This is a genomic window from Gordonia sp. C13, from assembly GCF_023218005.1.
In the GTDB taxonomy this organism is placed as follows: Bacteria; Actinomycetota; Actinomycetes; order Mycobacteriales; family Mycobacteriaceae; genus Gordonia; species Gordonia namibiensis.
Genome location: NZ_JALPSY010000010.1, coordinates 23969 through 42317, shown reverse-complemented (window position 1 = coordinate 42317; position 18349 = coordinate 23969). Strand labels below are relative to the sequence as shown.

Sequence of the window (18349 nt, the reverse complement as noted above, 5' to 3'; positions counted from 1 at the left end):
GAACGCCGCAAGAGCGGCATCAAGCGGCATTGCGGTCTGCCCTCGCCACGGGTTTGAGGGTGCGGGCGAAGTCATTACGCAGTGTGGAAATGGCGTCCAACACGTAGTTCTGTCCCATCTTCCAAGGCGCGCTCGTGGACTGTTTCGGGAATGCTCCGACCGATCGCTGCACGTAGCCGGAGGTGAGTCCGAACAATGGCAGCGCTTCCATCGAATCGTCAGCGACCGGGGCGACCGCGTCGAAATTCTTCGACTTCATCCAGTTCAACACCTTGCACACCAACCGCGACGACAGGTCGGCGCGCAGCGTCCACGACAGGCGGGTATAGCCAATGCAGAACGCGAAGTTCGGGAGCCCCGAGACCATCGCGCCCTTCCATACGTACTCGTCGGAGAAGTCGACGGGCTCCCCATCAATGCAGGGTTCGATGCCACCAAACGTCGACATCTGCAGCCCGGTGGCAGACACGATGATGTCGGCCTGCAGTACGCGTCCGGAGGTCAGCCGGATGCCCTCATGCACGAACTCCTCGATGGTGTCGGTGACAACCTCGGCGTGACCTGCCTTCATCGCTTTGAAGATGTCGGCGCCAGGGGCTGCGCACAGGCGTTGTTCCCAAGGGCGGTAGGTCGGCGTGAAATGTTCCTGGACGGCGTCGGTGCCCAGGATGCGAGTGGTCTGCGCTTGCAGCAGGGTGCGAGCCCGTTTCGGAAACCGTTCGCAGTACTGGTGGAAGCCGATGTTGAACGCGACGTTCTTAGCCCGCGCCGCGCGATGAGCGAGCCGCTCCGGAAGGTGCTCGCGCAGCCAGTCAGCTTTCTTGTCTCGGCTGGCGACCGCGCTGATCCAGGTGGGGCTGCGCTGCAGCATCGTCATATGAGTCGTCTCCGAGGCCATCGCGGGAATCAGCGTGACGGCCGTGGCGCCGGACCCGATAACTACGACCTTCTTGCCGTCGTAATCGAGGTCTTCGGGCCAGAACTGCGGATGCACGATCCGGCCCCGAAAGTTGTTCTGGCCCGGGAACACCGGCGCATGACCGGCGTCGTAGTTGTAGTAACCGGCGCACGCGTACACAAATCCGGCCGTCAGCGAGACACTCTGTCCGTCCCGCTCGACGGTGACGTTCCAACGTCGGTCGCGGCCCGACCAGTCGATCGAGGTGACCTTGGCGCCGTACCGAATGTGGCGGTCAATGCCGAACTCTTCGGCGGTCTCGCGGATATAGCTCAAGATGGAGGCGCCGTCGGCGATGGCCTTGGCGTCCTTCCACGGCTTGAACGGGTAGCCGAGAGTGAACATATCCGAGTCAGAACGAATACCCGGGTAGCGGAACAGATCCCAAGTGCCGCCGAGGCTGTCGCGAGCTTCAAGGATGACGTACGACCGGTCGGGACATTCAGTCTGCAGCCGATAGCCGGCCCCAATGCCCGATAGGCCGGCGCCGACAACGAGGACGTCGACGTGCGCCGGAAGCGGCGGCCCGGACACGGTTTCGCGAATGGTCATCCGTCGACGATCGCCCATCAGTCCCAGGATATTTGTCTTTATACGACATTTGATTGTCTATGCGCGACAATCTATCGAGCTCGAGACCTGCGAGGATCGAGGCGGCTGTGGACGACTATCGCCGTACTGAGACAGTTGCGTCATGGATACCGCGCGCAAGAAGTTGTCCGACCTCCGCGGGGCAGATCTGCGTGCCCTGCACGCGTCCGGGTCGTGCCCGACCCTGGGCAGCTGCGCGGGGTCCTTGACGGCGCAGTCCTCACCGGGCAGCTGGCTGCGCCCGGGGTCAAGGCCTTGCGCGCGTGGCGGGGCAAGGCGTTCGATCCGCCGACAGGCGCTTCGAAGACAGTGTCAGGGGTGAACAGACTCGGCGTTGGGCCGATGGAATTTCGCCGGTTCCGCTTCACCGCTCGGGTCGGCCAATCCTCCTTCGCCGATCGCGCGGTGGTGCTCCTCGATCACGACCAGGATGGCAACCCTGCCTGGGTCCGCCGGTTCCACGACGAACTGGTCGAGGTGGCTGACGGCTTGTATCTAGCGACGTCCCACCACCGGGCCGGTGACAGATATCGATTCCTGGCCTACTTCGCGCTGGCCTCAGCGTAGCGCCGCCGCATCTGAGACGGGGTGGTCTGCCACCAGCGGCGCGCGGCACGGGTGAACGACGCGTGTTCGTTCATGCCGATCATCGACGCGATCTGCCCGACCGGAAGCGCCGTGCCGACCAGCAACCGCAGCGACTTGTCGCGACGTTCGTCATCGACGATCTGCTCGAACGAGGACCCCGCGGCCGCGAGCTGCCGTTGCAGCGTCCGCGGGTGCAGAAGCAGGAGCCGGGCGACCGCGTTCAGGTCCGCGGCGCCGGTGCCCAGCGATTCTTGGACGGCGGTACGCACCCGGGACACGTGGTCCTGGCCACCGGTGGCGCTGCGGCGGGCGAGGTAGGCCAGCGCGAGTTGGCCGATGGTCTCATCCACCCCGCGCAGCGGCGTCGCGAGCACACCAGTGGCCAGTCTGAGCATGACGCCGCCCTGCACCCGGCGACTGTGCACTGGTGCGCCGAAGAACTCGCGGTGCACCGCCACCGGGGCCGCGGGCTGGTACGGGAGTTCCACGCTGCGCAACTTGTACGGGCCGCGATTGAGGTAACTGATGACGCGGTGCGCCGATCCGATACCCAGGTCGCCGGCCTGCACCGGGCCGCAGCGGCCCGCCGGCCGGTACACCAGCGCGACGGTGTCGGGCTTGCCCAGCGGGTCCGGTTCGGTGGACAGGGTGACCATCCGGCTGTGCACCGAGATGTAGCGGGTCAGACATTCGATCGCATCCCCGATCGTCGGCGAGTTCGTGACCGCGACAGCCAACGGCCCGAGCACCGATAAAGACTGCGCCGCAGCAAGTTTCAGGCCAAGGTCTGGACAGCGCAGCTGGGCCGCGGCATCGTCGAGCATGGCCGTCGTGGCGGGCGCATCAATGAGAATGTCGTCCTGGCCCAAGCATTCGGGGGGGCAGGCCAAACCGCAACACCACATCGACCGGGTCACCACCCAGGCCGGTAACGACCTCGCGGAAACCGCGCAGGGTCGCCGAACGCACAACAGTCACCCCAAGAATGTCGCATAAAGACAAAGATTTGTCGCACAAAGCCAAACCGCTATGTCTGAGTCGGCGAAACTGGGCGCCAGATACGTCCCCGACACCAGGAGCAATCCGCATGCGTACCGTGACCTTTGTTGGCCCCCGCGAACTGCGGTTCGACGACGTCGAGGACCCCAGCATCGTCGACCCGACTGACGCCCTGGTGCGCCCCATCTCGGCGACCACGTGTGACCTGGATCAGTGGACCATCCAGGAGAAGGTGCCCCTGTCGATGATGGCCCCGTTCCAGATCGGTCACGAATGCGTCGCCCGCGTCATCGAAGTCGGTTCCGAATGCACCCTCAACGTCGGCGACGTGGTGTCGGTGGCCTGGCACATCGCCTGCGGCACCTGCGAACGCTGCAAGGCTGGACTGCCAGCGAACTGCAAGAAGCACTCCGGTTCCCAATACGGCCTCCCGCTGCGCGGCCTGTGGGGTTCCACCTTCTCCGAACTGATTCGCGTCCCCTACGCCTCGTACAACTGCCTCACTCTTCCCGGCACCGTCGACCCCATCCACCTTGCCTCACTGTCAGACAACCTGGCTCTTGGCTGGGAAACGACTATCGCGACCTGCCACAAGGAAGGCCTCACCAACCCAGAGATCGCCGTGTTCGGTGGCACCGGCTCGATCGGCCTCTACGTCGCCCAGGTCGCAGCCGCCCTCGCCGGTGGGCGCGTCGTGTTCTACGACGACGACCTAGTGCGCCTGGCCGTGGCCGAAAAGGTCGGCGCCGAAGTCCGTGACATCAACGGCCCCATCGACAACCACTACGACATCGCGGTCGATGCCACCTGCGACCCCGAGAAGCTGCGCAAAGCCCTGGTATCGGTGCGCCCCGAAGGGTGGGTCAACTCGGTCGGCATCTACTTCGCCGACGTCGAAATCCCAATGCTCTCGCTGTACCAGCGCGGCGTGAACTTCCACAATGGCAAAGGCCACGCGCGCCCCTGCATGGACCCGATCGTCGAAGCCGTCGCCACCGGAACGATCAAACCCGAGCTCGTCACCAGCGGCGTCTACGACTGGGAACAGATCCCAGAGATCCTCACCGGCGAAAACCCAGGCCACAAACCGATTTTCACCCTGCCGGATGCGTGAACTGACCTTCTTGCGCACCGGCCGGCTGCAATGGTTCGAGCAGCCCACGCCGACCCTGCAGGCCGACACCGACGTCCTGGTTCGGCCGTTCGTCGCCGCCAGATGCGACGGTGACACGCTGCCGCTGCATCGGCCGGTATCCCGCCCGATGCAGGCCGGACTCAAACTCGGACTCCTCGATCCCGTCATCGGTCACATCGCCGGACCCGACCATTCATAGGTCCGTTCGGGATTGGGCACGAGTGCATCGCACAAGTCACCGCCACAGGAAGTGGCATCACGAACCTCACGGTGGGCGACGTGGTGGTCGTGCCATGAGCGCTGTCCTGCGGCACCTGCCCACAATGCCAGCGCGGCTTGACCGCCAAATGCTCCACCATGAGCGCGAAAAGCCCCGGTAAGACGTTGGCCGCATTCGGCTTTGGCCCCCAGTGCGGGCCGTGGGGTGGCATGGTCGCCGACACTCTGCGCATCCCGAACGCCGACCACGTGCTCGTCAAAGTGCCCGCCGGTGTCAACCCACTGCGGGTTGCCGCCGCCAGCGACAACCTCTCCGACGCCTGGCGTGCCGTCGTGCCCGGTCTGCGGCAGCGGCCCGGCGCTCGGGTGCTCGTGCTCGGTGGCGGCGGCAAGAGCATCGGCCTCTACGCCGCCGGACTCGCGGCAGCCCGCGGTGCCGACGTCGACTACACCGACGACGACCACGACCGCCTCACCACCGCCGCCAGTTTCGGCGCCCGCGCCCACCACGTCGCCAAACGCGTTGGCGCAGCCGGACTTTCGGGTTACGACGTCGTCATCGAAGCGGCGTCGACCGGCAGGGGTCTGCGTGAAGGGCTCCGGGCCCTGTCCCCCGGTGGGCTGTGTGTCGGCACCGGCTACTACGTCCGCACCACCACAAAACTTCCCGCCATGAACATGTACGCCACCTCCGCCACCCTGCAGGTCGGCGTCTCCCACGTCCGGCCGGTTCTGCCTGAGTTACTCGACTTCATCGCCCAAACGGGTTTCCAAGCCGAACGTGTCACCACCCTGCTCGCCGACTGGAACGACGCCCCCACCGCCTACACCGAACGCACCACCAAAGTCGTACTGCACCGCCCCCCGCTCGACCTCAACTAGCACCACCACAACAAAGGAAAAGAAAGAAATGCCGCAAATTCAGTTGACCGTCCCGGCCGGCGCCCTCACCGACCAAGGCCGCACCACCATCCAGCAGGACCTAGCCCGCGCCCTGCTCAAGTGGGAAGGCGCCCCCGACAACGACTTCTTCAAGGCCCTCGGGTGGTCCTACCTGCACGAACTCCCCGAAGGCGCCCAGGTGACCGCCGCCGACACCGAGCCCCGGTTCCGGGTCGATGTGACCGTTCCCCAGTTCGCGCTCAACGACGAACGCAAAGCCGGGCTGTCCAAGGAAGTCACTGGCCTGGTTCTCGCCGCCGCCGGTCTCGGACCGGAACACGCGCTGCGAGTGTGGGTGCTCATCAACGAACAGAGCGACGGCACTTGGTCCGTGGGCGGCCAAATCTTCCGTCACGCCGATCTCGTCGCCCTGGCCAAGAAGAGCTAACCGCTACATCGACGGTCGCCGGTATCCAGACATCGAGCTGACGTGCCTGGATGCAGGCGCCCGCAAACAGGTGTGACAAACCACAGGAACTGTCACATTCCGCCCAAACCCCGCCACCTGACCAGGAACCAGAACAATGACGTTCACCGGCAGCACCGTCCGCTACGAGGCGCGCGACCATCGCGCCTACCTCACACTCGATCGTCCCGACCGGCTCAACGCGATCACCGCACAGATGGCACAGGAGATCAGCGCCGCAGTCGCTACAACCAAACGCCGACGACGCCGTACGGGTGATCGTCGTGCAAGGCGAAGGCCGCGCATTCTGCGCCGGGTATGACCTGAAGCTGTACGCCGAAGGTGGTGAGGACCATCAAGGCGCGGTGTGAGACCCCGTCAAGGATTTCCGCGCCATGAAAGCCAACACCGACCACTTTTTCTCGCTATGGCGCTCGGCGAAACCTACCGTCGGGCCAAAGTCCATGGCTACGCCGTGGCCGGCGGCAGCGATATTGCAGCGGCATCGGCCCACGGGAATAGGTCGTCAACCCACCGAAAATGCAAGATTTGTCCGAACGAACCGCAGCAGGATGTCCCAATAAACCTCGCAAAGCCCAGCAACCGCAGTGGCCTGAATGCAGTGTTCAACGAGATCGGACAGCTGTTCTGCCCGCTGAACGGGCCGAACCGGCAGCGGGATTTTTTCTTGCCTCGTATTCAACCAAAGGGTTGACAATGGTTCCGGGCGGGCGCATCGTTGTATTCAACCAATCGGTTGAGGAGGACGTGGAATGACAGACGAGCTGTCCAAGGTGTTCGCCGCACTCGCGGACCCCACCCGACGCGACATGGTTGCGCGACTGGCGGTGTCCGACGCGACGGTCTCCCAGCTCGCCGAACCGTACGACGTCAGCATCCAGGCGGTCTCCAAGCATCTGAAAGTGCTCGAGGACGCCGGCCTGGTCACCCGAACCCGGGAGGCCCAGAAACGTCCGGTCCATCTGGAAGCTGAGGTGTTCGACCTCATGACCAAGTGGATCGAGCGATACCGGCAGCGGGCGGAGGAGCGCTACCAGCGCCTCGACGCACTGCTCGCGGAGATGAACGACGGCCCCGAGGCGGAACGTCCCGAGGTCGAGGACGAGAACACAACCAGGAAAGGAAAGGCGTCATGAGCACCACCGCAACCCGCTACCCCGAGGCCGCGATCGAAGCCGACAAGGAGGTGCCGATCATCCGGATCACCCGCGACTTCCGCGGCACCCCGGCCCAACTCGTCAAGCTGCACACCGACCCCGAGCTGTTCGTCCGCTGGAACGGTCCGGATTCGGTCTCCAGCCGGATCGTCGAATGGGATGCCCGCGACGGTGGCGCCTGGCGATATGTGTCGACCCACGAGGGGCAGGACCACGAGTTCCGTGGCTGCTTCCACACCATCGGCGAGGACAAGATCGTGCAGACCTTCACGTGGATGGGGATGCCGGATCAGGTGTCGCTGGAGACGGTGTGGTTCGAGGATCTCGGCGACGGAACGACCCGCCTGCATGCCCAATCCCTGTGCGACAGTTTCGCCGACCGCGACGCCTGGTTGTCGTCGGGGATGGAGGTCGGCGTCAACGAGGGGTACGCCGCCCTCGACAAGTTGCTCGAGTCCGGCGAGATCTGAACCATGTCGCTGACCGAACTGGACCCCGCCGACCGGCATCGAGAAGTCGCGGCCGGTTTCGCCGACGTGATCGTCGGCGTCTCCGACTGGGATGCCCCGGCACCGGTCGACGGGTGGGCGGCACGTGATGTCGTGGCACACCTCGTCGACTGGTCCACCGGGTTCCTCGACGCCGGCGGTGTGCGGTTGCCGGGAGGGCCTGCGGTCGCGGACGATGCCGCGGGCGCATGGTCGGCGCATGCCGCAGCCGTGCAGGATCTCCTCGACGGCCCGTCGGCGCAGGAGACGTTCACCCACCCGATGGCGGGGGAGCACCGCCTCGCCGACGCGATCGACCGGTTCTACACCGCGGACGTGTACATGCACTCCTGGGATCTCGCCCGGTCGCAGGGCATCACCCCGGACCTCGACCCCGGCTACGCCAGGATGCTGCTCGACGGGATGATCCCCATCGACGAGTTGCTGCGGAACTCGGGCCAGTACGGACCCCGGGTCGAGGTGCCGGCCGACGCCGACGCCGTCAGCCGTCTGATGGGGTTCATCGGCCGAGACCCGGGGTGGTCGCTTTCTCTCGGCTGACCCCCGTACGCCACGCACGCACATCACAACTCGGAGTAGCGTGGATCACGTGCCAGAGGACAATTTCACCACCCATGGTTCTCAGTCGACCGAAACCCGCCACCCGTCACCCCGCACCCTGGGTGAACTGCGTGCCAGCGGCCATGTGCAGCGCAGCGTGCGCGACGAGATCCGCAACAATCTGCTGACCGCTCTCCGCGAGGGCCGCGACCCCTGGCCGGGGATCGTCGGCTTCGAGGCCACCGTCATCCCGCAGCTCGAACGTGCGCTCATCGCCGGCCACGACGTCGTGATGCTCGGCGAGCGCGGCCAGGGCAAGACCCGCATCCTGCGCACCCTCGTCGGACTCCTCGACGAGTGGACGCCGGTGATCGCCGGCTCTGAGCTCGGCGAGCACCCGTACGAGCCGATCACCCCGGCGTCGATCCGCAAGGCCGCCAACCTGCTCGACGATCTGCCCATCGAGTGGCGACACCGTTCGCAGCGGTACAGCGAGAAGCTGGCCACCCCGGACACCTCGGTGGCCGACCTCGTCGGCGACATCGACCCCATGAAGGTGGCCGAGGGTCGCAGTCTGGGTGATCCGGAGACCATCCACTTCGGCCTCATCCCGCGCGCGCATCGCGGCATCGTCGCGATCAACGAGCTCCCGGACCTCGCCGAGCGCATCCAGGTGTCGATGCTCAACGTGATGGAGGAGCGCGACATCCAGGTCCGCGGCTACACGCTGCGGCTGCCGCTCGACGTGCTCGTGATGGCGAGCGCGAACCCGGAAGACTACACCAACCGCGGACGCATCATCACTCCGCTGAAGGACCGCTTCGGCGCCGAGATCCGTACGCACTACCCGCTCGAACTCGACGACGAGGTCGCCGTCATCGAGCAGGAGGCCGACCTCACCGCGAGCGTCCCGACCTTCATCACCGAGATCCTGGCACGCTTCACCCGATACGCCCGCGACCATCCGTCCATCGACCAGCGGTCGGGTGTTTCCGCGCGGTTCTCGATCGCGGCCGCCGAAACCGTTGCCGCAGCGGCACTTCACCGCGCGGCGGTCACCGGCGAGGAGCAGGCTGTCGCGCGCGTCGTCGACCTCGAGTCGGTGGTCGAGGTGTTGCGCGGCAAGATCGAGTTCGAGTCCGGCGAGGAGGGGCGCGAACTGGAGATCCTCGAGCACCTCATGCGCAAGTCCGTCGCCGACACCGTCCGGGCGCATCTCGGCGGGATCGACATGGCAGCGCTCGTCGACGCGCTGGAGAACGGTGAACCGGTGGTGACCGGCGACCGTGTCCGGGCCGGCGATTTCCTGGGTTCGATCCCGTCACCCGAGACCACCGGCACCGTGCTCGACGCGATCGCCGAGCGTCTCGACGCCGACATCGAGGGCGAGCGGGCGAGTGCCGTCGAATTGGCGCTCGAGGGTCTGTTCCTGGCACGTCGGATCGGCAAGGAAGCCGACGAGGCCGGCCAGACCATCTACGGCTGAGGGAGAACACATTGGCGCGCAAGAGCTTCCACCGTTCGCGCTACCAGCGGTACACCGGCGGGCCCGATCCGCTCGCCCCGCCGGTGGATCTGCGCGAGGCGCTGGAGACGATCGGTGACGACGTCATGGCCGGTGCGTCACCGCAGCGTGCCCTCCGGGAGTTGCTGCGTCGCGGCACACCGAACATGCGCGGCCTCGACAAGCTGCGGGAACAGGTCAACCGACGTCGGCAGGAACTGCTGAAGAAACGCAACCTCGACGGCACGTTCGCCGAGATCCGCGAACTGCTCGACCGCGCCGTCCTCGAGGAGCGCAAGCAACTCGCCCGCGACCTCGACGACGATGCACGTTTCGCAGAGATGCAGATCGGCAGCCTCCCGCCGTCGACCGCGCAGGCCGTCGAAGAACTGGCGGAGTACAACTGGCGCAGCCCGCAGGCCCGAGAGGACTACGAGAAGATCAAGGACCTCCTCGGCCGCGAACTGCTCGACCAGCGGTTCGCCGGGATGAAGGAGGCCCTCGAGGGTGCCACCGAGGCCGACCGGCAACGTGTTACGGACATGCTCAAGGATCTCAACGAGCTGCTCGAGGCGCACAACCGCGGCGAGGACACGTCGGAGAAGTTCGACGAGTTCATGGATCAACACGGCGACTTCTTCCCCGAGAACCCGCGCAACACCGAGGAACTCATCGACTCGCTGGCGCAACGGGCTGCGGCGGCCCAGCAGTTCTACAACTCGCTGACCCCGGAGCAACAGGCCGAGCTGGATCAGCTGGCGCAGCAGGCCTTCGGGTCGCCAGACCTCATGAGTCAACTCGCGCAGATGGATTCGCAGCTGCGCGCGGCGCGACCGGGGCTCGACTGGGACAACGCGCAGTCGTTCTCCGGAGACCAGCCGATGGGACTCGGAGAAGGTGCCGCGGCTCTGCGCGACATCTCGGAACTCGAAGCGTTGTCCGAGCAGCTGTCCCAGCAATACGCGGGCGCCCAGATGGACGACATCGACCTCGACGCTCTCGCCCGCCAGCTCGGCCACGAGGCCGCCGTCGACGCACGGATGCTCGCCGAGCTCGAGAAGGCGTTGTCGGAGCAGGGCTTCTTCGATCGGACCGCCGACGGTCAGCTTCGCCTGAGCCCCAAGGCGATGCGTCAGCTCGGTCAGTCAATCTTCCGCGACATCGCCGAGCAGTTGTCGGGGCGTCGTGGCGACCGCCAGACGCGGCAGACCGGGCTCCTCGGTGAACCCACCGGGGCAAGCCGGGAGTGGGAGTTCGGCGACACCGACCCGTGGGACGTCACCCGCACGGTGTCGAATGCGGTGTTGCGCACCGTCTCCGAGACCACCGAGCCGTCGCTCGCCACCACGGAGATGGCGCGCTCAGGTGTGCGGATCGATGTGCGCGACGTCGAGGTGGCCGAGACGGAGAGCCGCACGCAGGCGGCGGTCGTGCTCCTCGTCGACACCTCGTTCTCCATGGAGATGGAGGGTCGCTGGACGCCGATGAAGCGCACCGCGATCGCGTTGAACCATCTGATCTCCACTCGGTTCCGCAGCGACGAACTACATCTCATCGCTTTCGGTCGCTACGCGCGCTCCATCGACATCGCCGAACTGACCGGCTTGCAACCGCGTATGGAGCAGGGCACCAACCTGCATCACGCCCTGCTGCTCGCGCAGCGACACCTGCGTCGCTTCCCGAACGCACAGCCGGTGGTCCTGGTGGTCACCGACGGTGAACCCACCGCCCACCTCGACCCCAGCGGCGAACCGTTCTTCTTCTATCCGCCGCACCCGCAGACGATCGCGTTGACGGTGCGCGAACTCGACCATGTCGCCCGACTCGGCGCACAGGTCACGTTCTTCCGCCTCGGCGAGGACCCCGGCCTGGCCCACTTCATGGATCAGATCGCTCGCCGAATCGGTGGTCGCGTCGTCGCCCCCGACGTCGACGGCCTCGGTGCCGCGGTGGTCGGTGACTACCTGAAGTCGCGGAAAGGTCGTCGCCGCGGCTGATCGTCGGGGTCGGCTCAGGGTGGAAATCAGGGTGGTCGGACCGCGGTGTGGCCACTAGGGTTTCCTGATGTGACCTCCTCCGGCGATCTACCCGTACCCGACGAACGACGGGCGCGTCTGCGTGCTGCCGACGCCGATCGGGAACTGGTACACGAAATCCTGTCCGCAGCCATGGCCCACGGCAGCCTCTCGCTCGTCGAGTACGAGGAGCGCGCGGGAAAAGCGGTGATGGCCAAGACCTTCGGTGATCTCGACGAGCTGACCGACGACCTCCCGGTCGCGCAGCTCGGCGTGGCGATGCCGGCGTCGTCGATGTCACCGGGCCCGCGGGTGACCGGCGGGAGCTCCGACGCCGCGGTGCGCCATCGGCTGGCGATCATGTCGGGCAGCGAGCTGTCGGGGACCGCGGTGGTCGCCGACGCCCTCACCGCCACGGCGATCATGGGCGGCGTCGAGATCGACCTGCGCGAGGTCGAGTTCACCGCACCCGTTCTCACCATCGAATGCGTCGTCATCATGGGCGGCGTCGAGGTCAAGGTTCCCGAAGGCGTGACCGTCGAGGTCGGCGGACTGGGGATCATGGGCGGTTTCGGCGGTAAGTCGCAGAAGTCGCCGCGCCCGGGCGCACCTGTCGTACGCGTGACCGGGTTCGCGCTGATGGGTGGTGTCGAGGTGAAGGTCGTGCCGCGCGAACATCCTGACGCGTGAGGTGCCGTCCGGCGCAGCAGGACCTCAGGCGAGCACTAGAGCGATGACGGCGATCGCCGGGATCGATGCGAGCGTGGTGATCAGCGCGGTGTCCCGGGCGATGATCTGTCCCCGCCGGTAGCGGGTGGCGTAGACGAGGACGTTCTGGGCCGTCGGCAGCGCGGCGATCACGACCTGGGCGAACAGCGCCTCACCCGTCTGTCCGAAACCCCATCTCGCGATCGCGTACACGGTCAGCGGCATCACGATCATCTTCAGAACTGCGGCGAGTGCGATGTCGCGGCGCGGACTCTCACCCTTCTTGAACACCTGGACGCCGGTCAGCGACATCCCGAAAGCCAGCAGTGCCGCCGGCACCGATGCGTCGCCGAGCATCTTCAGCGGCGACATCACGGCCGCCGGCGGCATCAGCCCGAGCACCGACACGATCAGTCCGGCGATCCCGCCGACCACGATCGGGTTGGTCATCGGGGCGATCAGCGAATTGCGGACGAGGGAACGGCCGGCAGTGGGCTCGAGGGCGGTGAGATCGAGCGTCACCAACGCGATCGGCGACAGGATGAGGATCTGGAACATCAGCAGCGGCGCGATGAACGACGCGTCGTCGAGGACGAAGATCGCGATCGGCAGACCGAGATTGACGCTGTTCACATACGACGACGCGAGCGATCCGATGACGAGTTCCGGCACCGGTCGTCGTAGCCACAGCTTGGCGATGACGAGATAGATGCCCGCGATGAGGAATGCGCTGCCACCGGCGATGACCAGCGTCGAGGAGAAGATCACCGACAGGTCCGAGGTGACCAGCGAATGGAACAGCAGTGCCGGAGTGAAGACGAAGAACACCAGGCGGGACAGGACCTCATGCGCGTGGTCGCCGAGCACGTGCGTCCGACCGAGCAGATAGCCGACCCCGACTACTATGAAGATCACCGTGAAGCCGGAGATGACGCCAGACACCGCTCGAGTCTATTCATTAGGGTGAGGAACGGATTTATCGGATCGAACGAGGGGGTTGCGGGTGTCATATCCACCAGGACAGGGATCGGGCCAGGGCCAGGACGACTGGGGGACGGTGCCGGGTTCCGGATCCTCGGGAGGATCGCAGCCCGGAGGATCGGGTCCGAACCTCAGCAAGGGTGATCAGGGGCAGAGCTCCCCGGACTACGCCCCGACCGAGTTCGCGCAGACCTACCAGCCGGGCCCTTCGTCGGATCCGCAGGGCCAGAATCCCTACGGCCAGAATCCGTATGGGCAGAACCCCTACGGGCAGAACCCGTATGAGCAGAACCCGTACGGTCAGCCTCAGGGCCAGGACCCGTACAACCCGAATCCGTACGGCCAGCCGCCGGGTGCGAACTACGGTCAGTACGGCGATCCGTACCAGGCGGGGCAGGCGCCCGCCTACGGGTCGGCGTCGTACGGCGCCCAGAATCCCTATGGCGCTGCACCTTACGGCGGATACGGCTACGGGGCCCCGCAGACGTCCACCAACGGCAAGGCGATCGGCGCGCTGATCTGCGGCATCGTCGCCCTGGTGATGCTCGCCGCCTGCTTCCCGCTGGCGCTGCCGCTCGGCATCGCGGGCGTCGTCCTCGGGTTCATGGCTCGGCGCGAGGTCGAGCAGTCGGCAGGAACCCAGACCGGCACCGGTATGGGACTGGCCGGGATCATCACCGGCGGGTTGGGAATCCTGGGTGCGATCGTGTGGATCGTGCTCTTCGTCATCCTGATCGCCGCCGGCAACTCGATGGACTCCGTCTACTACTACTGAACGAATTTCGGACCGATCCGAGCCTGCGTTCGTCGACTTCTGCCCAGTTCGAGGCGTTTTCTCACTATTCTGTGACCTGCGCAGCCATCGCGGCTGCGAACGAACGATCCTCGCGCCGCGACGACGCACGGCTTGTGAAAGGCATCTGATGTCGAACCCGACCGGAGGCGGGGATCCACAGGATCCGTCCTCCACTCCCCAGTCCCAGTCGGATCAGGTGCCGCCGGGTTCGGCACCTGGTTCGAACCAGTCCCCGTACGAGCCGACGCAGAAGGTGTCCCGGGCGGAACTCCTCGGCCAGTCCGACGAAACCGGCTCGGAGGAGACCACCGAACCGGTGCAGCCGACCCCGAGCATGACCACACCTTTGACCTCCACGCCGGGCGCCGGTCCGGAGGGCACCGAGGTCGCGCCGTCGCACAGCCCTGCCGATGGCGTCACCCGCGTCATCAGCACCGCGGGCGCATCCGGTCAGACACCTCCCGCTCCGCCCGCGTCCGCCGCACCGCCTGGTCCGGCGCCGTCGGGGTACGACTCGACCCGCGTCATCTCGACGCGGCCGCCGGGTGGGCCCGCCGGACCCGGTGGACCTGCCGGACCGGGTGGCCCACCGCAGCCGGGTTACGGCCCGCCGCCGGGATATGGGCAGCAGGGTTACGGACAGCCGGGTCTCGGGCAGCCAGGGCCCGGGCAGCCAGGGCCGCCGCCCGGGTACGGCGGGCCCGGACCGTCGGGCTACGGGCAGCCGGGACCCGGGCAGCCGGGGCCCGGACCGCAGGGCCGGCCCGGGTACGGTCCGCCGCCGGGCTACCAGTCATACGGACAGCAGCCACACGCCCAGTCGCCGGCGGGGGAGCAGCACGCCGTCGACAATCCCTACGGTGAGACTCAGGCCGACGGGACCCCGAAGACCAACACTCTCGCGGTGGCGGCGCTGGTCGCCTCGCTGCTCGGTCTCGTGTGCATCGGCATCGGTGGTCTGATCGGGCTCGTGCTGGGCGTCGTGGCGCGCAAACAGATCGCGGCGTCGGGCGGCAGGCAGACCGGCGATGGCCTCGCGCTGACCGCCATCGTCATCGGCTTGTTCATCGTCGTCGTGTGGGTGGCGTACTGGCTGGTCGTACTGTTCACCGGCGTCGAAAGTCCCTGGTCGTACATCTGACGCAGACCGCGAACCGTGGCCGTCGACCGCCATTTTGGAGCTGGGCGGTCTCGCCAGGTAGTCTGGTCGGGTTGTGTGCCGCGCCCGCGGGGGCCGATTGGCGCACTGACTCGGGTCGATCGGTGACGCTCTGCGTTGCCAACGGCCACGCAGACCACGTAGGAGAAGGGCTCAACCATGGCTGTACCGAAGCGCCGGATGTCGCGGGCGAACACCCGTAGCCGTCGTTCGCAGTGGAAGGCGGAAAACCCCGCACTGCAGGAAGAAAAGGTCAACGGCGTCCCCGTGCGGATTCCGCGTCGACTCGTGAAGGCCGCTCGCGCGGGCATCATCGATCTGGATCGTCGCTAGCCTTTTCCGGTTGCCGCCTCGGCACCGCGATTTTCACATGGACGGCCGTCCCCGGGAACCCGGGGGCGGCCATTCGTGTGTGGTCAGCGGGCGTCGTGGTGCCCGGGTCGTGAGAGGAGTGGAAGGTGCTTCTCGACGTCCTGAACTTCGCGGGTATCGCGGTGTTCGCGGCCTCGGGTGCGATGGTCGGCGTCCGCAAGGACTTCGACATGTGGGGCATCGTCACCGTCGGAGTGCTCACCGGTGTCGGAGGTGGCGTCCTGCGTGACGTGCTACTCGGCATCAACCCGCCCACCTCGGTCGAGAACTACGGCAATGCGCTGACCGCCACGATCGCCAGCCTGCTCGTCTTCGCCTTCCACCCCGCGTTCACCAAACTCCGGAAGTCGATTCTCGTCCTCGACGCCTTCGGCATGGGTCTGTTCGCCGCGACCGGTGCGTCGATCGCGGTCGACGTCGGCGTGAGTTCCTTCGCCGCGACCGCCGTCGGGCTCATGACCGCGATCGGCGGAGGTGTCCTGCGTGACGTGATCTCCAACGAGATCCCACTGCTCCTCCAGCCCGCCGACCTCTACGCGATCCCGGCCCTGCTCGGCGCCACGATCGTTGCGGTCGGCTCGTATCACACCCCGGTGCCCCAGTGGGTCTGGCTGACGGTCGGATCGATCCTCGCCACCGGGTTGCGCCTTCTGGGCCTGAAGTTCGGCTGGCGCCTCCCGACCGCTCGGAACTGACCCGCCGCAAACCCACCCCTTTTCGCCAAACCCACCACCCGCTGGGGTGCTGGGTTTGTCCATCTCTGGTGGGTTTGCAGACGATGGGTCCAGACGGACTTGCCGTGCGTCTGAATACGTATGGAGATACCCACCGATCAGTTCGGACTGGCTCGCCGCGCGAGCATCGTCGGCACCCACACCTCGGACAAGGTGCTTCGCGGGAAGGTCGCGTCAAAAGAGCTGCACCGGCTGTGGCCGGGCGCAATGGCCGACTTCGCCGCCGTCGAGCAGCTGGACGATGTAGAGAAGCATCGGCTCACGGTCATTGCGGCGGCGAAGGCCGGCGACCCGAATCGCATCTTCAGCCATGTGTCGGCGGCCGCGATGCATCGCTTGCCCCTGCTGTGGCCCGACCTGACTCGCGTCCACGTGACGTCGCCGAAGGTCGGCAAACTGAGTGCGCGCGTCATCCGACACCAGGGCGTGGTGGACCCCGGGGACGTCGAGGTCGTCGACGGCGTGACCGTCACCTCGATCGAACGAACAGCCTGCGATGTCGCGCGTCTCGGGACCAGCCGTCAAGCACTCGTCGTGCTCGATGCCGCACTCCGGATGAAGGCCGACGCCGAACGGATGCAGGCGATCCTCGAGTCATGCCGGCGCTTCAAGGGCGTCGAGATGCTGCGCCGGATGTTGCCGCATGCAAATGCGCTGTCCGAGAGTGTCGGCGAATCCCTCAGTCGCGCAGTGATGCTCGACTTCTCGGATCTGCCCGTTCCGCAACAGCAAGTGCGGATCGTCGACGATCGCGGCGAGTTCATCGCACGCGTCGACTTCCTGCTGGCGGACAAGGTGATCGGCGAGTTCGACGGCTTGGTCAAGTACAACGGAACGTTCGACGGGAAGGCGGCCTGGCAAACCGTCGTCGACGAGAAGATCCGCGAGGACAAGCTTCGGGCGCAGGGTTATACGGTCGTCCGCTGGACGTGGCAGGACCTGCGCGACGAGGCCCGATTCCACGCGACGCTGCTCAAGGCGCTTCGCGCGGCCGGCGTTGCCTGACACCCCGCAAACCCACCACAGATCGCCAAACCCACCACCCATGGGGGTGCTGGGTTTGGCGAAAAGGGGTGGGTTTGCGGAGGGCTACTGCGCGATGAACTTGTTGACGGTTCGGTTCAGGAAGTTCGGTACGAACTTCGCGGCATTACCGAGGAAGAGGGTCTGGGCGCCGACGGAGTAGCTGGTGCGGTGCAGCAGCTTGTCCTGGCGGGTGGGGTGCACGGATTCCCAGACCTTGTCGGCGACCTGCTCGGGGGTGATGCGGATGCCCAGGGTCTTGGTGGACTTGGCGCCGCCGGTGGCCAGCGCGGTCTTGGCCCACAGCGGCCAGATGCTGACGGCGCGGATGTCGTCGTGCTCCCACTCGAGTTCGAGGGCCTCGGTGAACCCGCCGACGAAGAACTTGGTGGCCGAGTAGACGGCGATACCGGGCTGGCCGTAGATCGCCGACGCAGATGCGATGTTCACCAGATGCGCACCCGGGGTCTTCTTCAGATACGGGTAGGCGGCCTGCGCGCCCAGGGCGACACCGAGTGCGTCGATGTCGATCTGGCGCTTGATCTGCTCGGGTGTGATGTCGTTGATCTTGCCCTCGTGCAGGATGCCGGCGTTGTTGTCGAGGACGTCGAGCGTGCCGCCGGTGTGGGAGGTGAACTCGGCGAGGGCGTCGGCCCACTGTTCCGGTTCGCGGACGTCGAGGGTGCCGGTGATCCAGTCGGGGTGGTCGGCCTTCACCTTCGCGAGAGCGTCGACATCGACGTCGTAGACGCCGATCGTCCATCCCTCGCGGTCGAACCGCTCGGCGGTGGCGAGGCCGATCCCGGCTGCTCCGCCGGTGATGAAGATGGATGACATGCGAACCCCCATGGTTGATCGGTGACGGCATCGACGGCGCTGACCTGCGACAACCGCGTCGTGCATCGAACTTACTCGTCAGTATATTCATCGATCCGTTTACTGCGTCACACTGCGGTGCTATCTTGACAACACACATTGTCATTACATCGATC

Annotated in this window: 22 protein-coding genes; 18 read left to right on the top strand and 4 right to left on the bottom strand. The window is 66.2% G+C overall.

Annotation, left to right across the window (positions count from 1 at the left end):
- Nucleotides 1-19: 19 nt before the first annotated feature.
- Entirely contained in the window at nucleotides 20-1528 is a 1509-nt protein-coding gene (locus M1L58_RS10525; protein ID WP_248658857.1) for a flavin-containing monooxygenase, read from the bottom strand.
- A gap of 339 nt (nucleotides 1529-1867) precedes the next feature.
- On the opposite strand from M1L58_RS10525, the gene M1L58_RS10520 reads away from it, so the two are divergent.
- On the top strand, nucleotides 1868-2116 hold the full coding sequence (locus M1L58_RS10520) for a hypothetical protein (protein ID WP_248658856.1): 249 nt from the start codon (nucleotides 1868-1870) through the stop codon (nucleotides 2114-2116).
- Here the strand turns inward: M1L58_RS10520 and M1L58_RS10515 are convergent.
- The gene (locus M1L58_RS10515; RefSeq protein ID WP_248658855.1) at nucleotides 2092-3006 is read right to left on the bottom strand and encodes an AraC family transcriptional regulator; all 915 of its coding nucleotides are present in this window, start codon (nucleotides 3004-3006) and stop codon (nucleotides 2092-2094) included. The two genes, M1L58_RS10520 and M1L58_RS10515, sit on opposite strands and share 25 nt — an antisense overlap.
- 218 nt (nucleotides 3007-3224) lie before the next feature.
- On the opposite strand from M1L58_RS10515, the gene M1L58_RS10510 reads away from it, so the two are divergent.
- From M1L58_RS10510 to M1L58_RS10455, 12 genes are all read left to right on the top strand, one after another.
- Nucleotides 3225-4250 carry a zinc-dependent alcohol dehydrogenase gene (locus M1L58_RS10510; RefSeq protein ID WP_248658854.1) on the top strand — a complete coding sequence of 342 codons (1026 nt, stop codon included), beginning with the start codon at nucleotides 3225-3227 and terminating at the stop codon, nucleotides 4248-4250.
- A complete protein-coding gene (locus M1L58_RS10505; RefSeq protein WP_248658853.1) occupies nucleotides 4243-4470 on the top strand; it encodes a hypothetical protein in 228 nt (75 codons plus the stop codon). Before M1L58_RS10510 ends, M1L58_RS10505 begins: the two co-directional genes overlap by 8 nt.
- 230 nt (nucleotides 4471-4700) lie before the next feature.
- Nucleotides 4701-5372, top strand: coding sequence for a zinc-binding dehydrogenase (locus M1L58_RS10500; RefSeq protein WP_248658852.1), 672 nt, complete (start codon nucleotides 4701-4703; stop codon nucleotides 5370-5372).
- A 28-nt stretch (nucleotides 5373-5400) separates the two neighbouring features.
- Nucleotides 5401-5820, top strand: coding sequence for a tautomerase family protein (locus tag M1L58_RS10495; protein ID WP_248658851.1), 420 nt, complete (start codon nucleotides 5401-5403; stop codon nucleotides 5818-5820).
- Nucleotides 5821-5956: 136 nt separating this feature from the next.
- Nucleotides 5957-6160: a hypothetical protein gene (locus M1L58_RS10490; protein WP_196775876.1), complete on the top strand. Its 204-nt coding sequence runs from the start codon at nucleotides 5957-5959 to the stop codon at nucleotides 6158-6160.
- A gap of 105 nt (nucleotides 6161-6265) precedes the next feature.
- Nucleotides 6266-6553: a hypothetical protein gene (locus tag M1L58_RS10485; protein WP_248658850.1), complete on the top strand. Its 288-nt coding sequence runs from the start codon at nucleotides 6266-6268 to the stop codon at nucleotides 6551-6553.
- 58 nt (nucleotides 6554-6611) lie between these two features.
- Entirely contained in the window at nucleotides 6612-6995 is a 384-nt protein-coding gene (locus tag M1L58_RS10480; RefSeq protein ID WP_248658849.1) for an ArsR/SmtB family transcription factor, read from the top strand.
- Nucleotides 6992-7486 carry an SRPBCC domain-containing protein gene (locus tag M1L58_RS10475; protein WP_248658848.1) on the top strand — a complete coding sequence of 165 codons (495 nt, stop codon included), beginning with the start codon at nucleotides 6992-6994 and terminating at the stop codon, nucleotides 7484-7486. Before M1L58_RS10480 ends, M1L58_RS10475 begins: the two co-directional genes overlap by 4 nt.
- Before the next feature lie 3 nt (nucleotides 7487-7489).
- On the top strand, nucleotides 7490-8065 hold the full coding sequence (locus tag M1L58_RS10470) for a TIGR03086 family protein (RefSeq protein ID WP_248658847.1): 576 nt from the start codon (nucleotides 7490-7492) through the stop codon (nucleotides 8063-8065).
- Between the two features lie 40 nt (nucleotides 8066-8105).
- The gene (locus tag M1L58_RS10465) at nucleotides 8106-9551 is read left to right on the top strand and encodes a sigma 54-interacting transcriptional regulator (protein WP_248658846.1); all 1446 of its coding nucleotides are present in this window, start codon (nucleotides 8106-8108) and stop codon (nucleotides 9549-9551) included.
- Between the two features lie 11 nt (nucleotides 9552-9562).
- On the top strand, nucleotides 9563-11566 hold the full coding sequence (locus M1L58_RS10460) for a vWA domain-containing protein (protein WP_248658845.1): 2004 nt from the start codon (nucleotides 9563-9565) through the stop codon (nucleotides 11564-11566).
- Nucleotides 11567-11635: 69 nt separating this feature from the next.
- A complete protein-coding gene (locus M1L58_RS10455; RefSeq protein WP_248658844.1) occupies nucleotides 11636-12274 on the top strand; it encodes a DUF1707 SHOCT-like domain-containing protein in 639 nt (212 codons plus the stop codon).
- Between the two features lie 24 nt (nucleotides 12275-12298).
- On the opposite strand, the gene M1L58_RS10450 is transcribed toward M1L58_RS10455, so the two are convergent.
- Nucleotides 12299-13234: an AEC family transporter gene (locus M1L58_RS10450; protein ID WP_248658843.1), complete on the bottom strand. Its 936-nt coding sequence runs from the start codon at nucleotides 13232-13234 to the stop codon at nucleotides 12299-12301.
- A gap of 61 nt (nucleotides 13235-13295) precedes the next feature.
- Here M1L58_RS10450 and M1L58_RS10445 point away from each other — a divergent pair, with 61 nt between their 5' ends.
- The 5 genes from M1L58_RS10445 to M1L58_RS10420 all read left to right on the top strand — a co-directional run bounded on the left by M1L58_RS10445 (nucleotide 13296) and on the right by M1L58_RS10420 (nucleotide 17339).
- Complete coding sequence (locus M1L58_RS10445; protein WP_154883106.1) at nucleotides 13296-14048, top strand: DUF4190 domain-containing protein; 753 nt, start codon at nucleotides 13296-13298, stop codon at nucleotides 14046-14048.
- Between the two features lie 148 nt (nucleotides 14049-14196).
- Complete coding sequence (locus tag M1L58_RS23335; RefSeq protein ID WP_282578568.1) at nucleotides 14197-15210, top strand: DUF4190 domain-containing protein; 1014 nt, start codon at nucleotides 14197-14199, stop codon at nucleotides 15208-15210.
- A 177-nt stretch (nucleotides 15211-15387) separates the two neighbouring features.
- Nucleotides 15388-15561 carry a 50S ribosomal protein L32 gene (gene rpmF / locus M1L58_RS10430; RefSeq protein WP_005193867.1) on the top strand — a complete coding sequence of 58 codons (174 nt, stop codon included), beginning with the start codon at nucleotides 15388-15390 and terminating at the stop codon, nucleotides 15559-15561.
- A gap of 125 nt (nucleotides 15562-15686) precedes the next feature.
- Nucleotides 15687-16295: a trimeric intracellular cation channel family protein gene (locus M1L58_RS10425; RefSeq protein ID WP_006867757.1), complete on the top strand. Its 609-nt coding sequence runs from the start codon at nucleotides 15687-15689 to the stop codon at nucleotides 16293-16295.
- A 120-nt stretch (nucleotides 16296-16415) separates the two neighbouring features.
- The gene (locus tag M1L58_RS10420) at nucleotides 16416-17339 is read left to right on the top strand and encodes a hypothetical protein (RefSeq protein ID WP_248658842.1); all 924 of its coding nucleotides are present in this window, start codon (nucleotides 16416-16418) and stop codon (nucleotides 17337-17339) included.
- A gap of 84 nt (nucleotides 17340-17423) precedes the next feature.
- Here the strand turns inward: M1L58_RS10420 and M1L58_RS10415 are convergent, their stop codons facing one another.
- A complete protein-coding gene (locus M1L58_RS10415; protein WP_248658841.1) occupies nucleotides 17424-18194 on the bottom strand; it encodes an SDR family oxidoreductase in 771 nt (256 codons plus the stop codon).
- Nucleotides 18195-18349 lie beyond the last annotated feature (155 nt).